Genomic DNA, 25,321 nt, shown 5'->3' with positions numbered 1-25,321 from the left:
GGCTATTTGAGCAGTCGTTCCAGGCTGTCGAGTGTGCGATCCAGCGTATTGCCCACCGGGGCGTAGTGCGGTTTCTCGCGCTTGAGGCTGTCGGCGAAGCTGCGCCGGGCCGCGAGGATTTCGCGGTTGATGGAAAGCCCGAACGGATCCAGAAACGTGTCCAGGTCGTCGGCGCGCGCCAACAGCTCGGCTCGCGTCACCTGGAAGGCGTGCTCGGCCAGCTCGTTGCGCGAGGAATAGCTGAAGACATTGGTGTAGAACATCTTCTCGTCGTTGCGATTGGGCTCGACGAGCATGATGGCCGCCTCCGGGTAGCTGGTCTCGTACTTGCGCATCCCGATCTGCATTCTCGACTGGATGAGCGAGCGGAAGGTCTGCGAAAGCACGACCGGCAGGCCGCCCTTGATCATTCGCTCGCGGGCGCGCGCCAGGTTGGTCGCGTCGCTGTCGGCATCGTAGGGCACCAGGGGGTTGATGGCGAACAGTAGATCGGCGCCTTCCTTCAGCGCCGCCGACGCGTGCAGGGTGCGCCGCAGCGCACCGTCGACATAGTAACTGCCGCCGATCTCGACGGGCGGGTAGAGGCCGGGCAGGGCGGCCGAGGCCTGCACGGCCTGGGAAATGGGGACATCGTCGTAGCCCGGTTCCCCGAAGCGAACGGCTTGCCCCGATTCCAGTTCGACCGCCACCACGCGCAACTTGGCGGTGAGTTCGCGGAAGTCGTTTGTGCGACCCGGCTTGTCGAGCACCTGGGCCAGGAAGCGGTGGATGCTCTGGTTGTCGAAAATCCCGTTGGGAACCAGCCGGCTGAGGCTCTCGATGCTCTCGAGACTGGTCAGGCGCTGGGGGTGACGGATGATCTCGGTCACCAGGTCGAGAATCACGGAGGGAACGCTGGCCGCGCGGTTGAAATACTCCCTGAGCGCCGGGCGCAGGAATTTCTCCGGGTGGAAGGCGAACTCCGCGTCGGGCGTGCTCATGAACACGCGCGCCATCTGGCTGATGGTGATGCGGTTGGCCAGGTTGGCCGAAAGCACCGCGCCCGAGCTGACCCCGACGTAGACGTCCAGGTCGTGCATGTGCACGCCGTCGAGCGCCTCGTCGAGCGCCTGGAGAGCGCCCAGTTCGTAAATGGCGCCGAGCGGACCGCCACCGGCGATGGCCAGGGCGATGGTCGGGTGGCGGCTGTTTTCGCGGGGCGAACGTGCGGGAGTCAGCTTGAGCATGCGGACATTATAATGCAGCGCATGACGATTCGAATCGGCGACACCGCCCCCGACTTTTCGCTGCCCGACCAGGACGGTCGGGAATTCACCCTCTCCGCGCACGCCGGAAGGCGCGTGCTGCTGGTTTTCTACCCCGGCGACGACACCCCGGTCTGCACGCGGCAGATGTGCGATTACCGCGACGGGATCGAGCAGTTCTCCGATCTCGGGGTCGAGGTGGTCGGTATCAGCCGGGACGACGCGGGTTCGCACCGCCAGTTCCGCGAAAAGCACGGTCTCCCGTTCACCTTGCTGAGCGATCCGGACATGACCGTGGCCGCGGAATACGGCTGCAAGGGCCTGCTCGGCATGAAGCGCGGCGTCTTCCTGCTCGACGAAGAGCGTGTCGTTCGCTACGCGCACGTCGAATCGGTGGCGGTGTTCCGGCGCAGCCGGGACGAACTCATCGAGGTCATCCAGCACCTCGAATGAGCCGCTCCCGGGCCGATCGCCATCTCGAGGAGCAGGTCGACCGGAACCTGCGGATCGCGCATCGAATTCCCGATGAGGGTCCGCTGCGCGACGCGCTCGATCGCCTTCAGCGCTGGCAGCGGGCGCGACTGGACGAAACCTATGCCGACCTGGCGGCACAGCCGCGTTTTCGCCCGGCGTGCGAGTTTTTCCTGGATGAGCTCTACGGCGGGCGGGACGTGCACGCCCGCGATCGCCAGCTCAAGCGCGTCCTGCCGGTCATGCGGCGATTCCTGCCCGATCATCTGCTTCACGCCACCGGCGAGGCGATGCGGCTGCAGGCCGTCAGCCTTGAGTTCGACTTCGAGCTGGCCGGCCTGTTGGTCGACGTGCCCGAGATTGGCCAGCCCGATTACGCGCGGGCCTATCGCCGGCACGGCGAGTGGGCGGCGCGGCGCGAACAGATCGCCCTGATCCACAGCCTGGGCGAGTTACTGGATGAAACGGTGCGGCGCACGATGGTCCGTCGCCTGGTCCGCATCATGCGGCGCCCGGCCGAGGTGGGCGGCGTCGGGCTGCTCCAGAATTTCCTCGAGCGTGGGCTGGGTTCCTTCGCGAGGATGAAGGGCGCGGAGGCGTTCCTGGCGACCATCAAGCAGCGTGAGACCCAGGCCCTGGAAGCGATGCAGGCCGGCGAGGACTGGCCATTCGAGCCGTGGATCGGGCGCGGGCCCGAGTCCGTTCAGAAGTAGTCTTCGAGCGGCTTGGCCGCAACCTCGTTGGCCATTTCGAGCACGGCGATGCCGGCCGCGCGGCAGTTCTGCTCGGCTTCGCGGCTTTCCGGGCGGTCGGCCAGGGTAATGCCGGTCTTCTCCAGGCTCTTGCGCAGCTGCTTGAGCGTGGTGACGTCGAGTTCGGCGGTATCGACGCGGCAGCCCAGCCGCAGGCGGCGGAACCGGCGGGAGAGTTCGGCGAGTTCGTTGAGAAGCACGGCGGCGTCCTCCACTTCGAAGGCATCGACCGGCAGGATGACCAGGCGGTTGTCCAGGTCCGCTCGGTCGGCCGCCACCACCGCCAGTTCGCGCAGGATGCCGTTGTAGCGGGCTTCCTCGCCGAGCTGGCGCGCCATGCGGGCGAGGCGGTCGTGGCCGGCCGTCAGGGTCGCGTGCGTGCTGCGGCCGAACACCAGCAAGGCATCGGACGGACCGCCTTCGAGGCGCACTTCGACGGCCATGGGCTCGAGCATCGAATCATTGAGTAGCTCGTAGAGCTGCGGTGCCTGCACGGGAAAACCGGTGGGGTCTTCGGTGAAACCGGCGATCGTCTGTCCTGCCAGGGTGTCAGGCCGACCGGCCCGGCTGCTCGTCTGCTGCTCGATTTCCGCGAAACTCTCGACGCGAAATGCGTAGTCGGCGATGTGCAGGCGATCGCCGGGCCGCAGTTCGGACGGGCCGGTAATGCGTTCCTCGTTCACGAAGGTGCCGTTGGTGCTGCCCAGGTCCTCGATCAGAACATGATCGCCGTCGAGCTCGAGTTTGAAGTGGCGGCGAGAGATCCGGTGGAGGTTGAGCCGTGGTTCGCATTCATGGCTCCGGCCGATGATACAGGGGAAGCGGCTCAGCCGGATGGCGCCGGTTTCCTTCCTCGTTTCGTCGATCGGCTGAAGGACAAGTGATCGGATCATGTCTGTCGCCCGTTCGCTGCCGATTCCTTGTCAGCCGTCCACCGGTTTGAGGGGGGCAGCGTTGTCGTGGGAGGTTCGCCAGTGTACAAGGCGCAGGGCCTCGTCGAGAAGGATCTCGGGGTCGTCCTCCTGGTTGAGATCGGGGAACTGCACGGCGAATCGCACGTCGATGGGGACTTCCATGCTGGAAAAACGCATCCGCGTTCCGACCAGGCGCTGTCGCAGGCGCCGGGTGAGAATTCTCGCTCCTTCGCGGCCCGTCGCCATGAGGATGACGCTGAACAGGTCGTCGGCGGTGCGATGCACACTGTCTTCGTCGCGCAGCACGTCGACCAGGATGCGATCGAGGTTGCGCATTACGGCATCGGCCCAGTGGCGGCCGAAGCGGTTGTTGAGCTGCCAGTAACCCTGGAACTGGACGTGGAGCAAGGAGAGATCGAGCTGCTGTCGCTGGTGGAAGCTGATCGTCTGCTGGAGCCGGCGGCAGTAGTTGGCCGGTTCCTCGGGCTGCTGGAACGGATTGGGTGTTGCCGGGCGCGGTGCGAGCTGCGAGGGCAGGCCGTGGATTCGCGGAACCCGCTCGGCCTTTGCCCGGTTGCCCGCCGCCAGGGCATGTCGAAGATCATCGGGGCTGAACGGCTTGGCGATGAAGTCGCTGGCCCCTTCGCTGATCGCGAGTTCGCGTGCACTGGACTCGTCATCGCCGGTCACGACGAGTACCGGCAGTTGCCGGATGCGCTGATCCGAAGACTGACGAATGCGGCGAATCAGTTCGTGGCCGTCCATGATCGGCATCATCAGGTCGGTGAAGACGAGATCGATCTGGTCGTCGTGCGTGAGTATGCGCCAGGCGTCGCGCCCGTTTTCGGCGAGAACGACTTCGCAATGCCCGTGCAGGAACTTGCTGCCCGCGTAGCGCATCAGCCTGGAGTCGTCGACAAACAGCACACGCCGATGCCGGTTGGAATTATCGATCGCCTGTAGCATGGGGTTCCCTGCCAGCCCACTTTGACGGCGAAGCCGTCTCCCTCGGTCGAACCATTCTGCGCCAACGCGCGCTGCCGTGCAACTTGCTCTATTGCGGCGCTATTTCCCGGATATAGATGCGCTGGCTGTTGCCGTCGAACAGTCCGAAGGACGCGCGGGCCTGCGGGTCGTCACCGTAGTCGCCATCGTCGTCGAGGTCGTCGCGCAGGAACGACCAGTCGGGATCCAGTCCCAGGAAGACATCCACCCAGCCGGGTGAGCCCGGTGTGGTGAAGTGGATCGAACCGATTCCCGACGCCAGAGTGAGATCGCTTTCGGCCACATCGATCGAAGTCGTGCCGCCGCCCAGCGAGACCGAGGTCGTGCCGTCCCCCACATCGCCTCCGGAACTGGCGAGCGACACGTCGGCGGTCAGGTCGAGCGCGGTGCAGTTGTCGTCTCCGTTGACCAGCCAGGTCGAGCCGTCCCAGTACTCGGTGCGCCAGGGGAGCTCGAGCGGACCCAGTTCGGAACCGATCGCATTGTCGATGACGACGCGACCGAATCGCAGTTCGGTCGAATCGATCAGCCCGCTGCCGGCAAGCGATACGCCGTCGCTGTCGACGGGTGCGGTTGTGACCTCGTAGTCTGGATAAGGGCCTTCAGGGCTCGATCGCGGCAGCGAGAGTTGGGCGCTTGCATCGCCAACACCCATCACCCAGCCGACGGTCTCGCCGTTGATGTCGGGTGTCGGCGTGGCGGAAAGGTTCAGGTCGCCTCCGCCGAGGAATGCGAAGGCGCCTTCGTAGTTGCCGGTCGTGTTGCCGCCGGCGTTGCGGGCATACAGCGTGAACGTGGTATCGAAGCGCTCACCGATATAGGTGAAGTCGCTGCTGCATCCACTGAGGCCGGCACGGTCGATGATATCGCCGCTGCCCAGCTCGAAATGATCGGGAATGAAGCGCCCGACGTGATCGACCTGGGTGCCGACGACATCTGCGGTTCCCAGGTAGGCACCGCTGGCCAGGCGAGGATTGAGCGAGACGATGCCCACTTCGGGCCACGAGAACTCGCCGCAGGCCGTGCCGGCGGTCGCGCTGTTGCCGTTGCAGTCGGTTGCGAAGTTACCGAAGCCGCCGACCAGGCCGGGCTCGACACCGCCCGAAGGAGCAAACAGGTCGAGCTCCAGGTCCACGCCTTCCGGAGTCGATTCCTGCCCGAAGTTGGGCGTGATGCCGCCGCTGGCGTTGCGCGCGGCGACCGTGATCTCGAAGTCTCTGCCGGCCGCGATGAAGACGTCTCCGGTCTCGTCGGTAGCCGCCGGGTTGTCCGGGATGTCCAGCGTGAAACGGGCAGGGCGCGCCACGAACTGACCCTGGCCGGTCATGACCAGCCCGGCCTCGTCACCGCTGCCGACGTACTCCGCGTTCATCGCCACGTTGCCGACATCGGGGTAGCGGAGTTGGAACTGGCCCACGCCGTTGCCGTCGAAAGCGATCGGGATGGTGGTTCCCGGTGATGCCGTGGCGATGAGGCTGCCGTCGATTTCCACCTGCAGGCTGCCGCTGCCCGGATTGAAGTACTGCGACCAGAAGTCCAAGTCCTTGGTCTCGTTGTCGAAGCCGGGCACGCATTGTTCGGGATTGTTGGGGTCGCTGCGTACGGCCGCAATAGTGCCGTTGACCAGCGAATCCGCCACGTGGTCGGCAATGTCGATCACGAATCCGGAGTCGAAGAACTCCATCTCGCAGTTCGTCTCCACGCCGCCGGCCGTGAAGCAGCGAGTCGGATTGGCTGCCGCCGGATCGACCGCGGCGGCTCCCAGCGTTACGACGCCGCCCGGGGTGTACTGCAACGAGACCTGGGTGCTGCCCGTAAACGTCACGGGATCGGGGATCCAGTTGGCTGCAGGCGACGTGAGATCGATTTCGACAGGGTCGGGGTACAGCGACGTGCAATCGACGTCGGCACAGGCCTGCACCGTGATCGTGCTTTCCGAGCAGGTCAGCCCAGTCGCCGGATGAATCAGCCGGATGTGGTCGTAGCCCGTATCGCAGGGCCGGGTGTTCTGGTAGAGATCGCTGACTTCTCCGGCATCCAGAACATTGCCGAACATGTAGACCTCGTCGATGAAGCCTTCGGCGTTGTACTGGCCACCTGGATGAGCCATCAGGCTCAAACCTCCCGACGCGTCTTCGAGCGCGTTCGGGCCGGAAAAGCCGGTATCGTCCGCGAATGAGCCATTGATGTAGAGCTGCGCGTCATCCGTGCCCGAATCGTAGGTGGCTACGAAGTGCACCCACTCTCCGCTCAGGGGATTATTGGACGCATCGGGTGCAACGGGCACGCGAAGCGACTGCAAATTGCCGTTCGACTTCCTGATGATGAAGACCCAGGCGTCGATGAATCCATAGGGCCAGCTCCAGGTGTAGTTGCGATCCATGTAGACTTCATAGCGTTCTGGCCATTGGCCGCCCACGGTATTGCCGTAGGCCATGATGGAAGGCGTGCTGTTGGTTTGCCATTGATCCGGCATCCTGACCCAACCGGCCAGGGAGAACGTATCGGCGTTGTTGACCAGGGAAGAGCTCGGTGCGACCACGCGCTGGCCGGAGTTGCTCATGTCGGCGTAACCACAAGTCCCTGGGCTACCCGCAATGGCGGGTTCATTGTCGTCGGTATCGGCGCCGCCGACTGAAGTCGCGTCGAGGGCGTTACCACTGGAGTCTGTCACCTCTCCGCTAGCACCGGTCCATTGGGATTCTTCCATGAAATAGGAAAAGATCGCGCCGCTTCCACCGCCATTGCAGGTCCTGGTGGCGCCCCAATGTGCGGCGACGTCGGATGAAGATCGGACATCGGCGTAGAGGCGGAACTCGTCGAGAGTGCCGTCGAAGAAACCGACCGGACTCGAGCCGTAGCTCACAGCACCGAAATACAGGTCGCCCGATGTGTTCTTGTTGGTGTAGTCGAGCGAAACGACGTCTTGCGAAACTCCGCCGATCTGACCACTTTCATCGAACAGATAACCTTGCACCCGGACATTGTCCGAGTTGCCTAGTCGTTCCAACGTGGCCGTGAAGAAATACCACGTGTCAATCTGCAGTGATTGATTGGAAAGGGTTACGGAAGTGTCGCCGCCCCAGCGATTCCAGAGCTCCATCCTCAGGCGATTTCCGGAGACGTGAACGCGATACTCCTGGGACGCGTTGCCGTCGCCCTTGTGAATGAGTGTGCCGCCGCTCGAGGACATCCGGAACCATCCACCGACGCTCATTGATTCAACACTATTCAGCGGTGACAGGGAGCCGTCATCCGGTACGCGGACGTAGTGTTCCGCGTTGACATACCAGGGCCATTCGTCCAGGTTGAAGCCCTGGCCGCGAAACCGGCCGCCCCGGCAAACCTGGGCCGGCTCGGTATCAGGCAGCGAATTGTCGTTCGCGGCCGTGCGCGCGGTGCCGTTGTTGCCCCCGGCGCTGTCGACGACTTCGCCGTAAGATCCGCTCCAGGAGGATTCGTCCATCCGCCACTCGGAGATGAGCTGTGCTTGGCCGAGAGTGCTCCAGCCGAGCGCCAGCAGGAAGAGCGGAATTGCTGAAATGCGCATGCTGATCCCTCCTAGTCGACCACCTGGGCACGTACCGAGCGTCTCACGAATACCGGATCACTCAGGCTTCCCCGAGACGCCGTCACTTCGAGCGCATAGATTTCGTAGCTGTTTCCGCCCTCGTCCACGGTCGTCTCGGAACAGGCAAGAAAGGTCTCGTAGCCCAGGACGTTAGCGGAGCCTCCGGCGGGACACGCGTGGTTCAGTGTAATCGACTGAATAGCCGTTTCTATTCGAGCAACCGCCGCATACCAGGCCTGTTCCGCCAGGCCGGCGCGCGCCTGGCTGAGATGCTGGGTGCTGGAAGTCAGCGCCACGACCGCGGCGAACAGCACGACGACCGTGATCAGGAAGATCCCGACGAACAGGGCGGCGCCGCGTTGTTGTCTGATCTTGATCATGGCGTGTTCAGTACCTGTGCCTGTCCCAGCAGGAAGATCGACTCGCCTTCGTCGGCCAGGTCGAGCCTGACGGTCAGCAGGCCGCGGCGGGCCGAAGTGCCGGGGTTGTAGGCGAACTGGCAACTGGTCACATTGTCGGCGACCAGGTTTCCGGCGCCCGAGAGGGGGTTACCCAGCTGGCTCAGAGCGTACCCCGACCACCGGCGCAATTGGCCGCCGCCACAGGAATAGCGCACCGTGCGGCTTATCACGTGGAAGCGTTGCTGCGGCGAATGCGTGGCGAAGGGCGGTCCGCTGCCGCCGCTGTCATAGCTGATCGAGCTGCCGCTCACAGCCGTGATGGCCGCGATGTTGCCACCAGTCCAGGCATCGTAACCGGGCTGGCCCGTGTTGTAGACCGACAGGCAGTGGCCTGCGTTCGTGCCGCAGTCTGTGCCTGCGCTTCGGGTTTGCACGGCGCCCGCATCCAGCAGTCCGCCGAGCACGTCGAAGGAACCCGATGACTGTGCCGGCACGAAGATATCGCTTCCGCCGCCGGGCGCGGGTAGCCTGCGGTATCGTCCGCTGGTCACCGTCGAGATGAACTCGATCCGGTTGCCAGAAACCACCAGGCTGTTCGGCAGGGCGTTGCGCACTTCGCGGGTGATGCGGTTGACGGCCAGGTCGGCGGCGTCGACCAGCATGGCGCGGCGTTCGATGTCCGCGGCGGCCTGGAAGGGTGGCAGGATGAAGACCGTGGCGACGACGGCAAGAATGCCGACCAGCACGATCACCAGGATCAGCTCGATGAGGGTGAAGCCGCGCGACCTGGCCCGTATATTGCCCCCGCGTGCGTAGCGAACCGGTTCAAGGGTGCGTCCTGGTGGGCTTTCGCGACCGAGGTGCGCGCAAGCGTATTGGCCGATACGTTGAGCACGCCGACCGAGCGAAAGGCCGCCAGGGCGTGCCATTGGGCCGGTGCAGTAGCTCGTGGGGGCAATATGCGGGCTAGTCGTGAACATAGCCAGTCCCCGGTTCCACGATGATGACCTCGCCGCTGGCCAGCGTGATGTTCAGTCCGGCGGCCGTTCGCCCCATGGCGTCGAAGATAACTGCGCCGCCGGCGTCGATCTCCCCATTGCCCGTAAACGCGCCGCCGCGGGTGGGATGGGGCAGGGGCGTCGATCCGCTCCCGCAAACGCCGCCACTGCCGCCCGCACCGTTGTATGCCAGGCTGTAGCTGTCGGCCGCAGCGTTGATGGTCGCCTGCACGTGGCAGCCCGAACCGATGGCGGTCTTCTGGGCGTAGCGCAGGGCGTTGATCAACTCCGAGGCAAAGGCCTGCCGCTCGAAGCCCTGGATATCGATGCGAGGTGCCACGAAGGCCGCCAGCACACCCACGAGCACGAGAATGATCACGAGTTCGGTCAGGGTGAAGCCTTGTTGGCCGTGGCCGGGCATCTCAATAGGCTCCTCGCTGGCTTTGAAGCGAGTAGTTGACGCTGCCGGAGGCGTGGGAAACGTTGACGGTGATGCCGGCCGGTGCATTGCCGCTTACGCTCACGGCAACCTGATAGTCGTTCAGCGCGGCAATGGCGTTGCCGAACTGGTCGGTGGGGGATTCGTTCAAGCCGTCATAGCAGCGGATCGAGGCCCAGTTGCCGCGGCCGCCGGTGCAGTCACCGGCATCCTGGTCGTGCTTGCGCAGCAGGATTTCGTCCATGTAGCCCGTGGCAATGGCGCGGGCCTGGGCCTGGATCATGGGGTCGGAACTCTTGGCAGTGGGAGTAACAAATGTCGTAAGGATGGCGGCACCAAATCCTATTAGCACCAGAGCCACTATGAACTCAATAAGAGTAAAACCCCGGCTGTACGCAATTCCTGGCTCTGAGGTTTGCCTGATGGCGCTTCTTGGATAAAGCCTAGAAATGCTCATTGCGCTAGTCCATCGACTTGTTTCGCGTCTGACTGTCGCACAAGATCTGGTTCTTGGATGGTCCAAGACAAGCAGGCTCCCGGAAAAACGGGAGCCTGCTTCGTGTGTTCACCTATCCGAGTATTACGGAGTGGAACACAGGCCGGATGCGCTGAAGTCGACCGTCGTGCAACTGAAGCCATCGGAAAGAGTGACATCGATCGTGCAAGAGGCATCGGTGGCGCTAGCAGATGCATTGCCCAGATCGGTGTTGTTCAGGATTTCAGTGGCCGTTCCGGGCACCCCGCGGTTCGTAACAGTGTCTTCGGCAATCAGGATAGCCGCGGAACTGTAGAGCGCGCCTTCGATGCCTTCGCAGGTAGCCGTCTGGGCCTCGGAAGTCAGGTCAACATAGCGCGGCACGGCCACGGCGGCCAGGATGCCGAGGATCACGATCACGATCACGAGTTCGATCAGGGTAAAGCCGCCCTGGGTCTTCTGAATATTGATGTTTTGCATTGGTCAGATCTCCTTTCGGTTGATTGTTCCGACTGGGGCCGCGGCCCTGGTCGAATTTCCGGGTTGTCCCAGCAGTTGTCGAACCGGCCGCAGCCGTCTCGGTACTGCGTCGGGGGTGACAACCCACAGTCAATGTAATGCATTATCCATGCCAATTTCTTCTTCAGGTCAAAAATCGGCGAAAAACGGGGGGTTTCGGAAAGGTTTCGGGGACTCGGCAAAGACCGGGGTGACGGGATTTGTCAGATTCTGCGCCGGGATTCAGCCGAAAACCGGTGCAATCTGCTGCATGAGCAGTGTGGTCGAGGCGAGCAGGACCACCAGTCCGACCAGCGCGAGCAAGATTGCGGCCCAGCGCCCCTTGGACGGACGGTCCTGGCCCGAGACGTCCAGATCGTGCCAGCGGTTGCTGATGGCCTCCAGGGGCTTCAGCAGGCTCGGACGGAGGAGGACGACCAGTCCGACCAGAAGGGTGAAAGCCTGGCCGAGCAACAGGGCCCATAGCAGGATCGAGGCGGAAGAACCGCCGTCGAGAACCGCTGACATTTCCGCGCGGGTCAATTGCCAAAGACAGAAGGACCCGGCCGCAATCATAAGAAGGCCGAATATGCGGTGGTGGCGATAGACCAGCCGTTCGATTCGCCACTGTCGGTCGAGCAGGCGGAGGGCCGCCGTCAGTCCGCCCCGACGCTCGTTGGGGTCTTCGACGCCGGCGAGAAGCGCCAGCGCGCCGGTCAACAGGCCGATGGCCAGCACGAGCAGGACGACGAGCACGGTGGAGACGAGAATGGTAGACGCGCTCATGCCGTCTTGACCCGGTTGCGGCCGCCGCTCTTGGCCGCGTAGAGCGCTTCGTCGGCGCGGGCGATGGTGCGATGGATTCCTTCGCCGGGCTGGTGCTCGGCCAGGCCGATCGAGACCGTGCATTCGATGGGGCCGTCGCAGGTGGTGAAGGGCTGGTCGGCCATTGCCTTGCGCAGTCTCTCGGCGGCCAGCCCGGCCCCGGACAGGTCGGTGTCCGGCAGGATCGCGAGGAATTCCTCGCCGCCGAAACGCCCGATGTCGGCCACCGTGTCGTCCACGCGAACGAGCCAGTCCGCGCCCCGCAGCACGGTGGTGGCACGCCGGGCGAACTCCGAGAGGACGTCGTCGCCGGCCTGGTGGCCGTGGCGGTCGTTGACCAGCTTGAAGTGATCGAGGTCAAGCACCGCGATGCAGAATCCCGAACCGTCCCGGGAGGATTTCTGAGCCGCCGCTTCCAGCCGTGCGATCAGCCGCCGGCGATTGGGCAGCCCGGTCAGTTCGTCGTGCTCGGCCAGGTGGCGTAGCCGTTCGGTGGCTTCGTGCAGTTCGCGGTTGCGACGGCTCAGCGCGCGGCGCAGGTTGGCCATGTAGCTGCCGAACCAGGCCAGCCAGACCATCAGGGTGGCGAAGCCGGCCAGTTCGAGCACCACCACCTGGGTCGAGGTCGTGATCTGTTGCGTGGCGATGTCGTGCACCACGATGGCCGTGTAACCGGTCACGGCGACCAGCGCCACCAGCATGAATTCCCGCTGCCTGAGCTGGAACGCACCGAAGAACGCAGCCATGATGAAAAGCGTCAAGAGGATGGTGCGGCCTTCGCCGGCCTTGGCGATGATCCACAGACCGATGAAGATGGCAAAGAGGATATGGACCAGCGTCATGCTGGGGTCGCGGAACCGGCGCGACCAGCCGCTGCGCAAGGCCAGGTGGAAGAACAGCAGACTGATCAGCACGATCAGCACCAGCAGGCCCATTTCGAGAAAGCCCACTTCGAGGATGCCCAGTGCCCAGGCGGCGCCGGTCAGCAGGATCGACACGAACCAGGCCAGGGTGGCCAGCTGCAGGCGCCGGAGACGAACCCGGCGACGCTCCGCCTCGCGGTTCGCAGCGTCGTGGCGCGGTCCGGCCGCCTGCTTCATGGGGTCTCCAGCACTTCGGGAATGTTGTCCTCGGGGTCGGGCCATTGCGGATTGTCCATCGCCTCCAGGGCGATGCCGCGCAGTGAATCGGCCTGCGCGTTATACCGTTCGTCGCCGTCATTATCAAGATAACGCAAGCGAACCTGCCAGGACAGTTCGACGGGATCGCCCTGCGGTTGGTGAGCCAGATACTGCGGAAATCGGACGCGGTAACGTAACTGCCGGGTGCTTTGGTCGTAGTACCAGCTCCCGGCGGGAATGTCAGCGTCCCCGGCGGACGGGACTTCGCCAATATATCCTGCCGGCACCTGGGCCAGCAGGTCCATCGGGTTGCCCCGGTCCAGTTCAGCGGCGCTTTCGAGACTGTCTTCGACGATCCGCTCGGTCACTTCCAGGCCGAGTGCGGAACGCAGGGCGCCGACAGTGTTTGCGACGTGGGCGGCTTCGGCGTCGCCGCGCAACGGCAGCAGGCGCCAGGAGGCGATCAGGAACAGCAGGCCTACCAGGACGATGACGATGATCAGTTCGAACAGGGTAAAGCCGGACTGCTCGCTGGAAGGCGTCGAGACCTCAGCCCAGCGCGGCACGGCCAAGGTCCCACATCGGGAGGAAGACGCCCAGCGCCAGCACCAACACCAGGATGGCCAGGAAGATCAGCAGGATCGGTTCGATGTAGGCGCTGAGGTTGTTCAGGTCGTAGTCGACCTCGCGTTCGTAGTACTCGGCGGTTTCGGTCAGCATGCTGTCGACGTCGCCGGTCTCTTCGCCGATGCCGAGCATCTGCAGAACCAGCGGCGAGAACAGGCCGGTCGCGGCCGCCGTTCGCGAAAGCGACTCGCCGCGCTCGATGCCGGTGCGCATGTCGTTGACCGCCTGGCCGATGTACTCGTTCTCGACCGCACGGGCGGTCAGGGTCAGGCCCTGGATGAGCGGCACGCCGGAGCGGTAGGTCATCGAGAAAGTGCGGGCAAAGCGCGCCATCGTGCCCTGGAACAGGATCTTGCCGACCACGGGGAAGCGGAGTTTGAGCCGGTCCCAGCGATAGCGCCCGTTCTCGGTGCGGATCCAGGCCCTGAAGCCCAGGAGCGCCGCGCCGATCGCCAGCAGGATCACCCACCACCAGTCGGCCGTGAAGTTCGACGCGCCGATGATGATGCGCGTCGGCAGGGGCAGCTCGGCGTCGAAGCGGTCGAAGAACTCGGCGAAGGTGGGGATGACGAAGGTCATCAGGATGGCCACGGCGATGAACATGGCCGTGATCACCATGATGGGGTAGCGCAGGGCCTGTTTGAGCTTGGCGCGGAAGTCGCGTTCGAGCTCCAGGTAGTCGGTCAGCTGCGAGAAGGCCTGCTCGAGATTGCCCGAGCTCTCGCCGACGCGCACGATGCTGACGAACATGGTCGGGAAGACCTTGGGGTTCTGCGCCATGCCGCTGGCCAGGTCGCGGCCGGACTCCAGGGCGTCGACGACATCCTCGATGGCGTGGCGAAGCTGGGGGTTGCGGGTCGACTCGCCGACGTTGCGCAGGCCGTGAATGATCGGCACCCCGGCCTTGCTCAAGGTGTACATCTGGCGCGTGAACAGGATCAGGTCGTTGATGCCGGGCTTGTCCATGCCCAGGCGCTGACTCAGGGAAACGCTCTCGGTTTCGACACTGGGCGCCGACTCGATCTCGATCGGCGTGATATCGAGACGCATCAACTGCTGGGCGACCGCATCGGTCGAGTCGGCCTCGACTCGGCCGTCGACCAGTTGCCCGCGGGCATTGCGTCCTCGCCACTGGAAAGCGCTCATCAGGACACCTCATCACCGATGGTGGTGTCCATCCGGCTGTCGAGCAACTCGTCCAGCCCCCCGGCCAGGCGGATGACTTCCTCCAGCGAGGTGATGCCTTCCCGCGCATAGTCCAGGGCGCAGTCGAGCAGGGGGCGGTAGCCCTTGCGGTTGCGCGCCAGCGAGGAGAAGGCCGAGGTATCCATGCGCCGCAGCGCGTCGGTGAGCTCGTCGTCCATTTCCAGCAGCTCGTAGACGCCGATGCGCCCGCGGTAGCCGGTGTTGGAGCAGTAGGCACAGCCGCGGCCGGCGCGGAAGCGGATGCCATCGGCCGCCTGGTCGCCCAGGCGCGCGCGAACCCAGGCCAGCTGCCCGTGGTCGGGCTCGGTTTCCTCGCCGCAGGAATCGCAGACTCGACGCACCAGGCGCTGGGCGATGACGCCGTCGAGCGCGGCGGCCACCATGAAGCCCTGGGCGCCCATGTCGACCAGGCGCATGACGGTCGCCGGCGCGGAGTTGGTGTGCAGGGTCGAAAGCACCAGGTGCCCGGTCATGGCGGCGCGCAGGCCGATCTCGGCCGTTTCGCGATCGCGCATCTCGCCGACCATGATGATGTCCGGGTCCTGGCGCAGCGCGGTGCGCAACACGCGGGCGAAATCCAGGCCGATCTTGCGATTGACCTGCACCTGGTTGATGCGCGGCAGCCGGTACTCGACCGGGTCCTCGACGGTGATGACCTTGCGACGCGACTGGTTGATGTGATTGAGCGCCGCGTAAAGGGTGGTGGTCTTGCCCGAACCCGTCGGCCCGGTGACCAGCACCATGCCGGAGGGCCGGCTGATCAGCCGGCGGATGCGCGACTCCATCTCGGGCGGGATGCCGAGCCGGTCGAGCTCGAGCAGGCCGGCGGACTGGTCGAGCAGGCGCATCACCATCGATTCGCCGTACTGGATGGGCATGGTCGACAGGCGCACGTCGATGTTGTGGTCCTTCACGCGCACCGAGAAGCGACCGTCCTGGGGCAGGCGCTTTTCGCTGATGTTGAGCGAGGCCATCAGTTTCAGGCGCGTGACCAGCGCGGAGGCGACGCGGCGGCCCTCGATGACCTGTTCCTGGAGTTCGCCGTCGACGCGCTGGCGGATGCGCAGGACGGATTCGTCGGGCTCGATGTGGATGTCGGAGGCGCCGATCTGCACCGCATCCTCGAACATCGACTGCAGCAGCTTGATGACCGGGGCGTCGACCTGGCCCTCGTCGTCCTCGAGCTGGGAGATGTCGTAGTCGCTCTCCGAGAGCTCTTCACCGAGCTCCTCGGCCAGCGAGGAAATCTCCTCGGTGCGACGGTAGACGATGTCGATGGTGCGGAGCAGGTCGGACTCGCGCACCAGGACGATGTTGATGGGCTTCTTGAGGATGCTCCTGAGCGCGTCGAAGCCGAAGATGTCGGTCGGGTCGGCCATGCCGACGGTCAGTTCATCGTCCTTTTCGGCCAGTACGATGGCGCGGTAGCGGCGGGCGTGGGTTTCCGGCAGGAGCCGCACGGTCTGCGGCTTGAAGTTGTAGTGCTTGAGGTCGATCACCGGGATGTCGAGCTGCCGGCCGAGGAAATCGAGCAGGTCGTCCTCGGTGACGTGCCCCATCTGCACCAGTACCCGGCCGAGCTTGTGGCCGGAGCGCTTCTGTTCGCCCAGGGCGTCCTCGAGCTGGCGCTCGGAGATCATCTTGTGCTTGACCAGCAGGTCGCCCAGGCGGATCTTCTGTCGCGGCTTGCGCACGTTGCTCATTGCGGCTCTCCGGTGATGGGGGCGAGCGCGGCCAGGCGCTGGCGCGCGAAGCGGGCCGCCCGGTCGTCGTCGCCTTCGAGGGCCCGATTGTAGGCCTTCGCGGCTTCGGCCGGATGCTCCAGCGACTCGAGGGAGGCGCCCAGACCGATCCAGGCCGCGCCGCTTCGCGGAAGTATGCCGGTCAACGCGCGGTAGTGCTCGGCTGCGGCGGCGTGATCGCCGGCCTGGCGGTGCGTGGCGGCCAGCAGCAGGTGGTATTCCGGCGCCTCGGCCATCGCCGGCGCGTGGTGGCGCAGGATGTCGCGGGCGCGGGCGATTTCGCCGCGCTCGAGCAGTTGCCGGCCGAGCAGGGCGGCCAACGGCGCGGGCTCGCTTGCCCGGCCGAGTCCGTCGTCGAGAACCCGCATGGCCGAATCGTGACGGCCCCGGCGCATCAGCGCTCCCGCCAGCAGCTCGTAGGGTTCGGTGAGCTCCGGGCGGTCTTCGGTCAGTTGCCGAAGCCGCGACTCGGCGCGCTGGTACTGGCCGCGCGAGAGCATGCGCTTGGCCGTTGCCAGGAGATCCTCCTGCCCGGCCTCGCCGTCGGCGCGGCGAATCGAGATATTCGGTTCCGGCTTCGGCGCCGGTTCGGTCTCCCGGGCCGGCGTGCTCTCGAGGGGCTCGGGGGGTTCGGGCTGTACGGGCTCCTGCCGTGAAGGACCGCCCCTTGGACGCTCCGGGTCGACCCGGCGCTGCGCAGTGGCGTCGGTGCTTTCCGCGTCGCTCGTCGAGCGCGACGGCGTTTCTTCGGACCCGAGTTCGGCCGGCTTGCGTTGTGACGGGGCGTCGCTTTGCGTCTCGGGCTTTCCGGCATCCAATACGGCGTCGGGTGCCGGGGTCGTGCCGGCGCGGGCGGTCAGCGTTTGCGGTTTGCGGCCGTCGCCGATCGGCGAGGTGTCTTCCAGGCTCAGGTGCAGGACGGCGCCCACGGCAATGGCGGCCAGTAGCCAGAGCGTCCAGCGGGGAGAGCGGCGTCGAGCGCGCCGCGCCCGGGGCTGTTCGGTCGAGCGGGGCGCATGCGCCCCCTCTGTCGCCTTGCGCCGTTCCAGGTCCTTGAGCACGTCGTTGATCAGGCTCATCCCCCACCTCCCGCGAGCATTTCCAGGGCCAGGAAGGCGCCGAAGGCGACCAGGCTGAACGCCGCCACCCGGGCGGCGGGTGCGAGTCGGGGCCACCAGAGCTGTCCGGCGGTGTCTTCGGTGTCGGCAACGGCACGCCGCACGTCGAGCGGCGTCACTTCGGCCCTGCCGCGGCCCCAGGCGGAGAGCAGGGCCTTGTCGGCGAGCACGTTGACCAGCCGGGGCACCCCGCCGCTGGCGCGGGCGATCCGCGCGACCGAGCGGGGCGAAAACAGGCGCTCGCTGCCGCCGGCGCGCTCGAGTCGGTGAGCGATGTAGTCGGCCACGCCGTCGTGATCGAGCGCTTCGAGCCGGCAGGAGTAGGTGATGCGCTGCCTCAGTTGCCGGAACTGCGGCATCGCCAGCCGGCGATCGAGTTCGGGCTGTCCGAAAAGCACCACCTGAAGGAGCTTGCGCTGCTCGGTCTCGAGGTTGGTCAGCAGGCGCACGGTTTCCAGGGTGCTGGCCGGGAGCGCCTGGGCCTCGTCGATCAGGAGCACCGGCCGGAGGCCGCGCGCGGCCATGGCGGCGAGCTCCTCCTGGAGCCGCTCGTGAACGACCTGCTGGGTCGGGCGAGCGGGCAGTTCGATACCCAAGTCGCGCGCCAGGGCGGTGCGCAGCGTGCCGGGCGACAAGTGCGGGTCCGGAAGCCAGGCCGTCACGAACGGGGATTCGAGCTGGTCGAGCAGGGTCCGGCAGAGCAGGGTCTTGCCCAGTCCCACTTCGCCGACGACCTTGATGAAGCCCTCGCCCTGTTCCAGGGCCACCCGCAGCGTGGTCAGCGCGTCGACCTGGCTGGGTTCGGGGTAGCGGAAGGCCAGGTGCGGCGTAAGCCGGAACGGTCGCTGGTCGAGTCCGAAATGCTCCAGGTACATAGCGTAGCGATCAGCGCGGCCAGGTGTCGTCGCCCATCTCGCCGAGCCGGTCGAGCGCCCCTTCGGCCTCACGGGCCCAGGTGCGCGGCGAGTCGATGACGATCGGTCGCAGCAGGATGACCAGTTCGGTCTTGACGGTCTGTTCCTGCCGGCTGCCAAAGGCCTGGCCCAGCAGGGGAATCCGGCTCAGGCCCGGCGTGCCGAAGCGCTTTTGTTCCGAGGACTCGCGCATGAGTCCGCCGATGACGACCACCTGGCCGTTGCGCGCCCGGATGATGCTGTCGGACTGGCGAACGCTCGAAAAGGCGAGGGGCAGGGATTCCTGTTCACCGCCGACGGTGAAGGTCTTGGTCTGGTCCTGCACTTCCGAGACGGTCGGGTGGACGTGCAGGATGATGTCGCCCTGGCGGCTGATCTGCGGCGTGACGTCGAGGGCGATGCCCGAGAAGAAGGGCGTCAGTTCGACCGAACTGGCGGCGGTGGTGCTGGCCCCGCCCGTGGCCGTGCGGCCGGTCACCCCGGTGACGAAGAACTCGTCGGTGCCGACTTTGATGACCGCCTTCTGGTTGTTGATGGTGGCTACCCGCGGGCTCGACAGCACCCGCGTGACGCCTTGGGTCTCGAGCAGCTCGATGAAAGCGTTGAAGCTGCCGGTATCGGCTGTCAGGACAGTGCTGCCGCCGAAGGCCTGGGTCTCGAAGCCCTGGACGACTTCCCCGGGACTGACGGCATAAGGCTGCTCACTGATGGCCGATCGCCCGTCGCCGAACACATTGGGGCCGGCGACCTGGCCGAAGCCGAGCAGGCGGCCGTCGACGTCCTCGAGCGCCTGCCAGTTGATGCCCGAGCGATACGCATCGCGCAACTCCACCTCGACGATCTTGGCCTCGAGGATGACCTGGCGCTGCACGCTGCCCTGGATGGCCTCGAGCAGTTCGGCCACGGCCCGCTGTTCGTGCGGCATGGCGCGAACGGCGACCACGCCGGAGATCGGGTTGAGCATCACGTTGCGGCCCTCGGGGCTGTCGAAGATGCCTTCGATGGCCGTCTCGAGCTGCGCCCAGAAGTCCGACTCGCTCTCGGTCTCGATGCGCGTGCCGGTGGAAATGTCGTCGCCGTTCTGTCCGGGCAGGTGCTGCGTCGACCCCTGGCCGCCGAACTCGTCCTGCAGGGCGTCGGGGTTGTCCGTGGACTGCCCGGAACTGACGCGCGTTCGAGAGGAACCCTTGCGGTTGACGTCGAGGTAGCTGACCTCGTAGATGCGGTTCTGCAGTCGGGGCGGGCGCACGATGTAGCCGGTTTCCGTGCGCTTGTACTCGAGTCCGTAGACTTCCCGCACGATGCGCATGACCTCACCGATGGTCACGTCCCGCAGCTCCAGGGAAATGGTCTGCTCCACGTCGGGGTGGACCACCATGTTCAGGTCGGCATCGGCCACCAGGCTCATCAGGAACTGACGCGCCGGCGCGTTTTCCACCGTGACGTGGAAACGCTCTTCCGGCGGCGGCTCGAAGGCGGGCGCGGCTTCGGGCATCAGGATGTCTTTCGTTTCCTCGACGTCCGGCGCCTCGCGCGTGGCCGCGGCTTCGAGCTCGCTGCGTATGTTGCGGTCGATTTCCGCGGCCCGGTCGCTGGTCGCGGCGCAGGCCGCCAGGCCCGCGACGAGCGCTGCAGCGGTCAGGAATCGTGTTGGCGTGTTGTCCATGGGCAGCATCGGTCTCAGAATCCGTCGTTGTCGTTTGTCAGGTGCGTGTCGATGTTCAACTCGATCGTTTCGCCGGCGCGAACGAGCACCACGCGGCCGGGCTCGATGACGCGGATTTCGGCGTCGCCGAGGCGCTCTCCCTCGCGCAGGCGCTGGCCATCGATGATGGCGATGCGGCGCTCCGGCGCCAGCAGGATCGACTGCAGCCGGAAGGGTGCGCGTTGCTCTTCGCCCGACCCGTTGCCGAACCAGGCGGCGATTTCCGCGTCTGTCGGCGGGCGGGTGGGGTCGCGCGTTTCGCCTTGCGCGAACGCGGTACTCGCCAGGGCAAGCGTGAACATCAGCGGGATCATTCGCATGTCAGACTCCCAGCCAGCGATCGTCGAGGGTGACGCTGTAGAGCATGAGCTCCACACGATTGGTCGGCCATTCATCGACCGTCAGTCGCAGCGATTCCCAGAAAACGCCGCGGGGCAGCTCCGCGGTTCGGTCGAGGTAGTTCCGGATTCCGTTGAAATCGCTCTCGATGACCACACGGACGCGGTGAACGAACAGCCCGGGTACGGGGTTGCCGGAGGCGCTCTCCAGCCGGCCCGGTGGCAGGTTTTCCAGTGCCACGATGTCGACTCCGGCGCGCCGCGCGAGGAGCCCGGCCAGAACCGAAACCGACTCCCTCGGCGTGGCGATGCCGCCGTGACGCTCGGCCAGGCGGACTTCCAGCGCGTCGATTTCTTCCCGCAGGGCATCGCGCTCGGCTTCGAGCTCGCGATTCGGATCGCGCCCTCGTTCGCTCGCCAGTTGCTGAAGGTTCTGGGTGAGGGTCGCGACGCGCTCGCGAACGTTCTCGAGTTCGGTCCGAACCGTCTCCTGGCGCTGCCCCAGCGCTTGCATGGTGGAGAAATCCCAGATGAGGAAGATGACCGCGAATACGGCCAGCATCAGGAGCGCCCGTTCACGCAGGCTCAGGCCGTTGATGCGTTCGGCGATCTTTCCCACTCGCGCACGCATGCTCATTCGGCTTCCCTCGCGGTCGTGGAGATGGTGAAGTCGATGCCGGGCTGTCCATCGCCGCGCTCCGACAGGCGAACCTGTCGGAAGCCGAGCCCGGAGAACTGCTCGAGCTCCGAGAGCTGCGACAGCCAGGCGGGAATCAATCGCGCTTCGAGGGCGTTGCCCTCGGCCGTGAGCGTCTCTCCCTGGTCGGCCATGTAGAGCTCGGTCAGCCAGAGCCCGGCGGGAACTTCTCCGGCCAGCGCGTCCAGCCTGGCGAGCAGGTCGAGCTCCGCGGCCGGCATTCGGCGATCGAGGGCCGCCAGGCTTTCGCGAAGCCCTTCGCGCCGCTCGCGAAGATTCTCGACTTGTGCCACGAGCGCGGCGTCGGGTTCCTCGGGCGGCATGTTCGCCTGCAGTTCGGCAACCTGCTCGACTGCGCGCTGCTCGGCCTCCTGCTGGCGCTGCAGTTCTTGCTCGAGACTGGAAACACGCTGACCGACGAGAACGGACCACAGCACGAGCAGCACCACGAGCCCCAGTGAGAGCCAGGCGATCGTCTGCGCAGAGAAAACGATCCTTTCCTTGCGGAAGATCGGCTGGTAGAGGTTGATCTGCTGATTCACAGGCTGACCTCCTCATGCCGCAGCGCGCCGCCGAGGGCGATCAGGAACTCGGAGAGAAATGCGTCCGGCAGCTCGAGATCGCTGGACACGACTTCTTCGCTGCGGTAGCCGTCGACCGGAATGCTCAGTGCATCGCCGAGGGACTCGACCAGGCCTTCGTGGGCTGCAAAGCCGGGCAACACGCGGAGGGCAGCGACCGGCGGCTGGCCGAAATGGCTGTCGTAGTAGTCGAGAGAGCGCTGGACCTCCAGGGCGATCTGGTCATACGAAGCGTCGGGATCATCGAGTAGCTGTTCGGTGCCGGTGGCCAGGCTGCGGCTCAGGTACAGGCTGCCCTGACGCGTGATGGATATGATGCCGTGGTCGTCGCTGAAGTAGAGCATGGCGACGCCGCGCACGTCCTCTTCTAGCTGTGCCGCCAGGTTGCGCAGCGCCATCTCGGTGATATCGATGACGCGCAGGTCCAGGTCGGCGTTCTCGACCAGGTCGATGTATTCCCGAACCTCGCGCGCCCGTGCGGCGACGGCATACATCATGGCCTGCCCCTGCGGACGGTTGTTCTGGCCGGGGATCTCGAAAACGTCGATGACGGCGTCATCGATATGAAAGTCGATCAGGTTGCGAACCTTCCATCGAACCGCGGCCCGCAGCTCCGATGGATCGACGCGTGGCGCCTCCACGAGAAGCAGCTCATACTGGCCTTCCGCCATCACCAGGTTGACCAGCGAACCACGGTCGGGGACGGCCTGTTGTACGACGCGTTCGAGCTCCCTGTCTCCGCCCAGTTCCAGGCATTGCGCAGACACCAGGCGCGGCTTGCGGCCCCGCTGGTGATCCACCGCTGCCGTGGCGAGGACACGCGGAGTCAGGTACAGGCCGGTAATGGCCTGGTTTCGCGCACGCTTCCGAAACAGTTTCAATTGTCTGTCCCCTTTATTGTCGTTATCGGGCCGTGTGGCGCATCGCGTACCGATTCGAGCCCGCCAGGAGCTGCTGGTTCGGCAGGGATCGGCTGCAAAGACTCTTGTGATAAAGGTTTTGCAACTGATTGATCAGGCTGTGAAATGTATCGCAACCCCGGGCATCGGTCAATTGCTCTGTTCGACATGCAGTGCAGTTTGAAGCATTGAAACTGTCACTATTTCTACAAGACATGTGCCTTGAGCGCAAAAGTCTTGCGGCAGTTGGCTCGTGGGGTCCGGGTGTGTGTGTTGCGTCACATGTTTGTCCGGGAGGAGGTCGTCAGTGTCCTGGAGCAATTGACGGGCACCGACAAATTCTGCGGGCAATCACGGATGTCAACGAATCCGCCGCCACGGCCTGCAACTTCCGGGGCCCCTTGTTAGTATCGCTGCCGTTCCGCTGGCTTCGGCGCCCGACCTCGTCGCGACCGACGTATCGAGCGACAGACCGATCGCGCCTCGGCATCACGAATGCCGCACCGTTGGCGGTGGATTCGCAGAGCAATCATTCAGGAGAAAGCCAGATTCATGTCGCATCAGGCATTTTCACCCGAAAAGCAGGATTTCGGACGCGATCCCGTCGATGTCCGGGATACCGACCACTACCAGAAGGAATACGTCCATCGTTTCGTCGACAAGTGGGACGAATTGATCGACTGGGACGCGCGCTATCGCAGCGAAGGGGACTTTTTCGTCCAGTTGCTGAAGGAGCGCGGGGCCAAGCGGGTACTCGACGTCGCCGCGGGTACCGGCTTCCATTCGGTCCGGTTGATCGAGGAAGGCTTCGAAGTCTGTAGCGTCGACGGCTCGGCGGAAATGCTGGCCAAGGCCTTTGAAAATGGCCGACGAAGAGGGCATATCCTGCGCACGATCCAGGCGGACTGGCGCTGGCTCAATCGTGATGTGCACGCGACCTACGACGCCGTGATCTGCCTGGGTAATTCGTTCACGCACCTCCACACCGAGCACGATCGGCGCAAGACCCTGGCCGAGTTCTACGCCACGCTCAAGCACGACGGTTGCCTGATTCTCGACCAGCGCAACTACGACGCAATTCTCGATCACGGTGCCTCCAGCTCCCACAAGTACTACTACTGCGGGCGCCAGGTCAGCGCGGAACCGGAGTACGTCGACGAGGGCCTGGCGCGTTTTCGCTACTCCTTTCCCGACGATTCGGTGTTTCACCTCAACATGTTCCCGCTCAGGCGCGATTACACGCGCAGCCTCATGAAGGAAGTGGGCTTTCAGGACGTTACGACCTATGCCGATTTCGAAGAGGACTCGGGGACGGACGGCGAAGAGCCGGACTTCTTCATCCACGTCGCCGAGAAGCGTTACCGCAACCCGGAAGCTTCTGAAGCTACGGACCAGGAGGACTGAATGAGCAGCCAGGCTTACTCACGGGTCGTCCAGACGGCCCGGGACTACTACAACAGTGACGACGCCGACAATTTCTACTTTCACGTCTGGGGCGGCGAGGATATCCACGTCGGTCTCTACGACTCCGACGAGGAACCCATTGCCGCCGCCAGCCGACGGACCGTTCAGCGGATGAGCGAGGTGCTCGGCCCCCTGGACGAGAGCGCTCGCGTCCTGGACCTGGGCGCCGGATACGGCGGTTCGATGCGCTACCTGGCGCGCGAGTTCGGCTGCCGCTGCGTTGCGCTCAACCTGAGCGAGGTCGAGAACGCCCGGGATCGAGAGAAGAATGCCGAACAGGGCCTCGACAAGCTCATCGAAGTCGTGGACGGCGACTTTACCAACCTGCCGTACGAGGACGGCAGCTTCGATGTCGTGTGGTCGCAGGACGCCATCCTGCATTCCGGCGACCGGGCCCGCGTCTGCGCCGAGGCCGCCCGCGTGCTCAAACCGGGCGGGCGCCTGATCTTCACCGATCCGATGCAGTCCGACGACGCCGATCCCGAGCGGCTCCAACCGATCTACGACCGGATTCACCTCGATTCCCTTGGCTCGCCCGGCTTCTACCGGCGGACCCTGGAGGCGCTGGGGCTCGAAGAGGTCACCTGGGAGGACCACGGTGACCAGTTGCCACGTCATTACGCTCGAGTCAGGCGGGAACTCGAAGCCAACGAAGAGGCCCTCCGTGAACGCGGCGTCAGCGACGACTACATCCGGAAAATGAAGGCCGGCCTGCAACACTGGGTTGACGGCGGCAAGCGCGGCGACCTGGAGTGGGGCATCTTCCTTTTCCGGAAGCCGGACTGAACCGGTCCGTTGGGCCGGCCGGGCTTGGCTTATCCTGCAGCGATTGGGTACAATGCCCGGCTTGATCCAGGATCGCCTTCACAAGAGACCCTGGGTCGATCTGGAAAACGTGTTTTGGAGAGGTGCCGGAGCGGTCGAACGGGCTCGCCTGGAAAGTGAGTGTACGGTAACCCCGTACCGAGGGTTCGAATCCCTCCCTCTCCGCCATCATTAAAAAACCCCGCCCCGAGCGGGGTTTTTTAATGATCGGGGAGGGGGACTACGGATTTGAGCCCCGGTTCGACCCGAGCGAAGCGAGGACGATGCGCAGCTACCCGTAGCGAAGCGAAGGGCAAGCGCCGTCAGGCGCGCAGTCAATCCCTCCCTCTCCGCCATCATTGAAAAACCCCGCCCCGAGCGGGGTTTTTTGTGAAATCGAAACGGCCTTCGCAGAATTGGATGCGAGCGTTTACAATTCAGCCTCCAAGACGGAGAGGTGGCAGAGCGGTTGATTGCACCGGTCTTGAAAACCGGCAAGGGTTAGCGCCCTT

Annotated in this window: 25 protein-coding genes, 1 tRNA gene and 1 pseudogene; 5 read left to right on the top strand and 22 right to left on the bottom strand. The window is 64.9% G+C overall.

The window, feature by feature from the left end; all coding sequences use genetic code 11:
• Positions 1 to 2: 2 nt before the first annotated feature.
• A complete protein-coding gene (locus DZC52_RS00905) occupies positions 3 to 1,226 on the bottom strand; it encodes a patatin-like phospholipase family protein (protein WP_116649240.1) in 1,224 nt (407 codons plus the stop codon).
• Positions 1,227 to 1,247: 21 nt separating this feature from the next.
• Between DZC52_RS00905 and DZC52_RS00900 the strand changes: the two genes are divergently transcribed.
• A complete protein-coding gene (locus tag DZC52_RS00900) occupies positions 1,248 to 1,697 on the top strand; it encodes a peroxiredoxin (protein WP_116649271.1) in 450 nt (149 codons plus the stop codon).
• Positions 1,694 to 2,428: a DUF8198 family protein gene (locus tag DZC52_RS00895; RefSeq protein ID WP_116649239.1), complete on the top strand. Its 735-nt coding sequence runs from the start codon at positions 1,694 to 1,696 to the stop codon at positions 2,426 to 2,428. The genes DZC52_RS00900 and DZC52_RS00895 overlap by 4 nt, the downstream gene beginning before the upstream one ends.
• Here DZC52_RS00895 and DZC52_RS15425 read toward each other — a convergent pair.
• The 21 genes and pseudogenes from DZC52_RS15425 to pilM form a co-directional block, all read right to left on the bottom strand.
• Entirely contained in the window at positions 2,419 to 3,360 is a 942-nt protein-coding gene (locus tag DZC52_RS15425) for an FHA domain-containing protein (RefSeq protein WP_181918702.1), read from the bottom strand. The two genes, DZC52_RS00895 and DZC52_RS15425, sit on opposite strands and share 10 nt — an antisense overlap.
• A 30-nt stretch (positions 3,361 to 3,390) precedes the next feature.
• The gene (locus DZC52_RS00885) at positions 3,391 to 4,347 is read right to left on the bottom strand and encodes a GGDEF domain-containing response regulator (RefSeq protein WP_116649238.1); all 957 of its coding nucleotides are present in this window, start codon (positions 4,345 to 4,347) and stop codon (positions 3,391 to 3,393) included.
• Positions 4,348 to 4,435: 88 nt separating this feature from the next.
• On the bottom strand, positions 4,436 to 7,936 hold the full coding sequence (locus tag DZC52_RS00880) for a DUF6701 domain-containing protein (protein ID WP_116649237.1): 3,501 nt from the start codon (positions 7,934 to 7,936) through the stop codon (positions 4,436 to 4,438).
• Between the two features lie 11 nt (positions 7,937 to 7,947).
• The gene (locus DZC52_RS00875; protein WP_116649236.1) at positions 7,948 to 8,337 is read right to left on the bottom strand and encodes a hypothetical protein; all 390 of its coding nucleotides are present in this window, start codon (positions 8,335 to 8,337) and stop codon (positions 7,948 to 7,950) included.
• Positions 8,334 to 9,287, bottom strand: a complete 954-nt coding sequence (locus DZC52_RS00870; protein WP_181918701.1) for a type II secretion system protein — start codon at positions 9,285 to 9,287, stop codon at positions 8,334 to 8,336. The genes DZC52_RS00875 and DZC52_RS00870 overlap by 4 nt, the downstream gene beginning before the upstream one ends.
• A 37-nt stretch (positions 9,288 to 9,324) precedes the next feature.
• Positions 9,325 to 9,777, bottom strand: coding sequence for a pilus assembly FimT family protein (locus DZC52_RS00865; RefSeq protein ID WP_181918700.1), 453 nt, complete (start codon positions 9,775 to 9,777; stop codon positions 9,325 to 9,327).
• Position 9,778: 1 nt separating this feature from the next.
• On the bottom strand, positions 9,779 to 10,078 hold the full coding sequence (locus DZC52_RS00860) for a hypothetical protein (protein WP_245960729.1): 300 nt from the start codon (positions 10,076 to 10,078) through the stop codon (positions 9,779 to 9,781).
• A gap of 45 nt (positions 10,079 to 10,123) precedes the next feature.
• A pseudogene (locus DZC52_RS15920) lies at positions 10,124 to 10,252 on the bottom strand (type II secretion system protein); the annotation flags it as partial.
• Between the two features lie 123 nt (positions 10,253 to 10,375).
• Positions 10,376 to 10,750, bottom strand: a complete 375-nt coding sequence (locus DZC52_RS15825) for a type II secretion system protein (RefSeq protein ID WP_281268733.1) — start codon at positions 10,748 to 10,750, stop codon at positions 10,376 to 10,378.
• Positions 10,751 to 11,011: 261 nt separating this feature from the next.
• The gene (locus tag DZC52_RS00850; RefSeq protein ID WP_147307566.1) at positions 11,012 to 11,554 is read right to left on the bottom strand and encodes a hypothetical protein; all 543 of its coding nucleotides are present in this window, start codon (positions 11,552 to 11,554) and stop codon (positions 11,012 to 11,014) included.
• Positions 11,551 to 12,693, bottom strand: coding sequence for a GGDEF domain-containing protein (locus DZC52_RS00845; protein WP_181918698.1), 1,143 nt, complete (start codon positions 12,691 to 12,693; stop codon positions 11,551 to 11,553). Before DZC52_RS00845 ends, DZC52_RS00850 begins: the two co-directional genes overlap by 4 nt.
• Positions 12,690 to 13,280, bottom strand: coding sequence for a prepilin-type N-terminal cleavage/methylation domain-containing protein (locus DZC52_RS00840; RefSeq protein ID WP_181918697.1), 591 nt, complete (start codon positions 13,278 to 13,280; stop codon positions 12,690 to 12,692). The genes DZC52_RS00845 and DZC52_RS00840 overlap by 4 nt, the downstream gene beginning before the upstream one ends.
• Entirely contained in the window at positions 13,264 to 14,487 is a 1,224-nt protein-coding gene (locus DZC52_RS00835) for a type II secretion system F family protein (RefSeq protein WP_116649229.1), read from the bottom strand. The genes DZC52_RS00840 and DZC52_RS00835 overlap by 17 nt, the downstream gene beginning before the upstream one ends.
• A complete protein-coding gene (locus DZC52_RS00830; protein ID WP_116649228.1) occupies positions 14,487 to 16,250 on the bottom strand; it encodes a GspE/PulE family protein in 1,764 nt (587 codons plus the stop codon). Before DZC52_RS00830 ends, DZC52_RS00835 begins: the two co-directional genes overlap by 1 nt.
• The gene (locus tag DZC52_RS00825; RefSeq protein WP_116649227.1) at positions 16,247 to 17,368 is read right to left on the bottom strand and encodes a tetratricopeptide repeat protein; all 1,122 of its coding nucleotides are present in this window, start codon (positions 17,366 to 17,368) and stop codon (positions 16,247 to 16,249) included. Before DZC52_RS00825 ends, DZC52_RS00830 begins: the two co-directional genes overlap by 4 nt.
• Positions 17,365 to 18,282, bottom strand: coding sequence for an ExeA family protein (locus tag DZC52_RS00820; protein WP_116649226.1), 918 nt, complete (start codon positions 18,280 to 18,282; stop codon positions 17,365 to 17,367). The genes DZC52_RS00825 and DZC52_RS00820 overlap by 4 nt, the downstream gene beginning before the upstream one ends.
• 10 nt (positions 18,283 to 18,292) lie before the next feature.
• Positions 18,293 to 19,987: a pilus (MSHA type) biogenesis protein MshL gene (gene mshL, locus DZC52_RS00815; RefSeq protein WP_181918696.1), complete on the bottom strand. Its 1,695-nt coding sequence runs from the start codon at positions 19,985 to 19,987 to the stop codon at positions 18,293 to 18,295.
• Between the two features lie 14 nt (positions 19,988 to 20,001).
• Positions 20,002 to 20,346, bottom strand: a complete 345-nt coding sequence (locus tag DZC52_RS00810) for an MSHA biogenesis protein MshK (protein ID WP_116649224.1) — start codon at positions 20,344 to 20,346, stop codon at positions 20,002 to 20,004.
• A 1-nt stretch (position 20,347) separates the two neighbouring features.
• The gene (locus DZC52_RS00805) at positions 20,348 to 21,001 is read right to left on the bottom strand and encodes a coiled-coil domain-containing protein (protein WP_147307565.1); all 654 of its coding nucleotides are present in this window, start codon (positions 20,999 to 21,001) and stop codon (positions 20,348 to 20,350) included.
• Complete coding sequence (locus DZC52_RS00800) at positions 20,998 to 21,603, bottom strand: PilN domain-containing protein (RefSeq protein ID WP_116649222.1); 606 nt, start codon at positions 21,601 to 21,603, stop codon at positions 20,998 to 21,000. Before DZC52_RS00800 ends, DZC52_RS00805 begins: the two co-directional genes overlap by 4 nt.
• Positions 21,600 to 22,523: a type IV pilus biogenesis protein PilM gene (pilM, locus tag DZC52_RS00795; protein ID WP_116649221.1), complete on the bottom strand. Its 924-nt coding sequence runs from the start codon at positions 22,521 to 22,523 to the stop codon at positions 21,600 to 21,602. The genes DZC52_RS00800 and pilM overlap by 4 nt, the downstream gene beginning before the upstream one ends.
• Before the next feature lie 570 nt (positions 22,524 to 23,093).
• On the opposite strand from pilM, the gene DZC52_RS00790 reads away from it, so the two are divergent.
• The 3 genes from DZC52_RS00790 (at position 23,094) to DZC52_RS00780 (ending at position 24,998) form a co-directional block, all read left to right on the top strand.
• Positions 23,094 to 23,945, top strand: coding sequence for a glycine/sarcosine N-methyltransferase (locus DZC52_RS00790; RefSeq protein ID WP_116649220.1), 852 nt, complete (start codon positions 23,094 to 23,096; stop codon positions 23,943 to 23,945).
• Positions 23,946 to 24,791: an SAM-dependent methyltransferase gene (locus DZC52_RS00785; RefSeq protein ID WP_116649219.1), complete on the top strand. Its 846-nt coding sequence runs from the start codon at positions 23,946 to 23,948 to the stop codon at positions 24,789 to 24,791.
• 116 nt (positions 24,792 to 24,907) lie between these two features.
• Positions 24,908 to 24,998 (top strand) — tRNA-Ser (locus tag DZC52_RS00780).
• Positions 24,999 to 25,321 lie beyond the last annotated feature (323 nt).

It is taken from the genome of Wenzhouxiangella sediminis (assembly GCF_003410055.1).
GTDB lineage: Bacteria > Pseudomonadota > Gammaproteobacteria > Xanthomonadales > Wenzhouxiangellaceae > Wenzhouxiangella > Wenzhouxiangella sediminis.
Note: the sequence above shows the minus strand (reverse complement) of the source record. Positions and strands in the feature narration are given on the sequence as shown.

Excerpts from the sequence above, each read along its gene's own strand:
- DZC52_RS00905 (WP_116649240.1), bottom strand. The coding sequence starts at position 1,226 with ATGCTCAAGCTGACTCCCGCACGTTCGCCCCGCGAAAACAGCCGCCAC.
- DZC52_RS00900 (WP_116649271.1), top strand. The coding sequence starts at position 1,248 with ATGACGATTCGAATCGGCGACACCGCCCCCGACTTTTCGCTGCCCGAC.
- DZC52_RS00895 (WP_116649239.1), top strand. The coding sequence starts at position 1,694 with ATGAGCCGCTCCCGGGCCGATCGCCATCTCGAGGAGCAGGTCGACCGG.
- DZC52_RS15425 (WP_181918702.1), bottom strand. The coding sequence starts at position 3,360 with ATGATCCGATCACTTGTCCTTCAGCCGATCGACGAAACGAGGAAGGAA.
- DZC52_RS00885 (WP_116649238.1), bottom strand. The coding sequence starts at position 4,347 with ATGCTACAGGCGATCGATAATTCCAACCGGCATCGGCGTGTGCTGTTT.
- DZC52_RS00880 (WP_116649237.1), bottom strand. The coding sequence starts at position 7,936 with ATGCGCATTTCAGCAATTCCGCTCTTCCTGCTGGCGCTCGGCTGGAGC.
- DZC52_RS00875 (WP_116649236.1), bottom strand. The coding sequence starts at position 8,337 with ATGATCAAGATCAGACAACAACGCGGCGCCGCCCTGTTCGTCGGGATC.
- DZC52_RS00870 (WP_181918701.1), bottom strand. The coding sequence starts at position 9,287 with ATGGCACGCCCTGGCGGCCTTTCGCTCGGTCGGCGTGCTCAACGTATC.
- DZC52_RS00865 (WP_181918700.1), bottom strand. The coding sequence starts at position 9,777 with ATGCCCGGCCACGGCCAACAAGGCTTCACCCTGACCGAACTCGTGATC.
- DZC52_RS00860 (WP_245960729.1), bottom strand. The coding sequence starts at position 10,078 with ATGATCCAGGCCCAGGCCCGCGCCATTGCCACGGGCTACATGGACGAA.
- DZC52_RS15825 (WP_281268733.1), bottom strand. The coding sequence starts at position 10,750 with ATGCAAAACATCAATATTCAGAAGACCCAGGGCGGCTTTACCCTGATC.
- DZC52_RS00850 (WP_147307566.1), bottom strand. The coding sequence starts at position 11,554 with ATGAGCGCGTCTACCATTCTCGTCTCCACCGTGCTCGTCGTCCTGCTC.
- DZC52_RS00845 (WP_181918698.1), bottom strand. The coding sequence starts at position 12,693 with ATGAAGCAGGCGGCCGGACCGCGCCACGACGCTGCGAACCGCGAGGCG.
- DZC52_RS00835 (WP_116649229.1), bottom strand. The coding sequence starts at position 14,487 with ATGAGCGCTTTCCAGTGGCGAGGACGCAATGCCCGCGGGCAACTGGTC.
- DZC52_RS00830 (WP_116649228.1), bottom strand. The coding sequence starts at position 16,250 with ATGAGCAACGTGCGCAAGCCGCGACAGAAGATCCGCCTGGGCGACCTG.
- DZC52_RS00825 (WP_116649227.1), bottom strand. The coding sequence starts at position 17,368 with ATGAGCCTGATCAACGACGTGCTCAAGGACCTGGAACGGCGCAAGGCG.
- DZC52_RS00820 (WP_116649226.1), bottom strand. The coding sequence starts at position 18,282 with ATGTACCTGGAGCATTTCGGACTCGACCAGCGACCGTTCCGGCTTACG.
- mshL (WP_181918696.1), bottom strand. The coding sequence starts at position 19,987 with ATGGACAACACGCCAACACGATTCCTGACCGCTGCAGCGCTCGTCGCG.
- DZC52_RS00810 (WP_116649224.1), bottom strand. The coding sequence starts at position 20,346 with ATGCGAATGATCCCGCTGATGTTCACGCTTGCCCTGGCGAGTACCGCG.
- DZC52_RS00805 (WP_147307565.1), bottom strand. The coding sequence starts at position 21,001 with ATGAGCATGCGTGCGCGAGTGGGAAAGATCGCCGAACGCATCAACGGC.
- DZC52_RS00790 (WP_116649220.1), top strand. The coding sequence starts at position 23,094 with ATGTCGCATCAGGCATTTTCACCCGAAAAGCAGGATTTCGGACGCGAT.
- DZC52_RS00785 (WP_116649219.1), top strand. The coding sequence starts at position 23,946 with ATGAGCAGCCAGGCTTACTCACGGGTCGTCCAGACGGCCCGGGACTAC.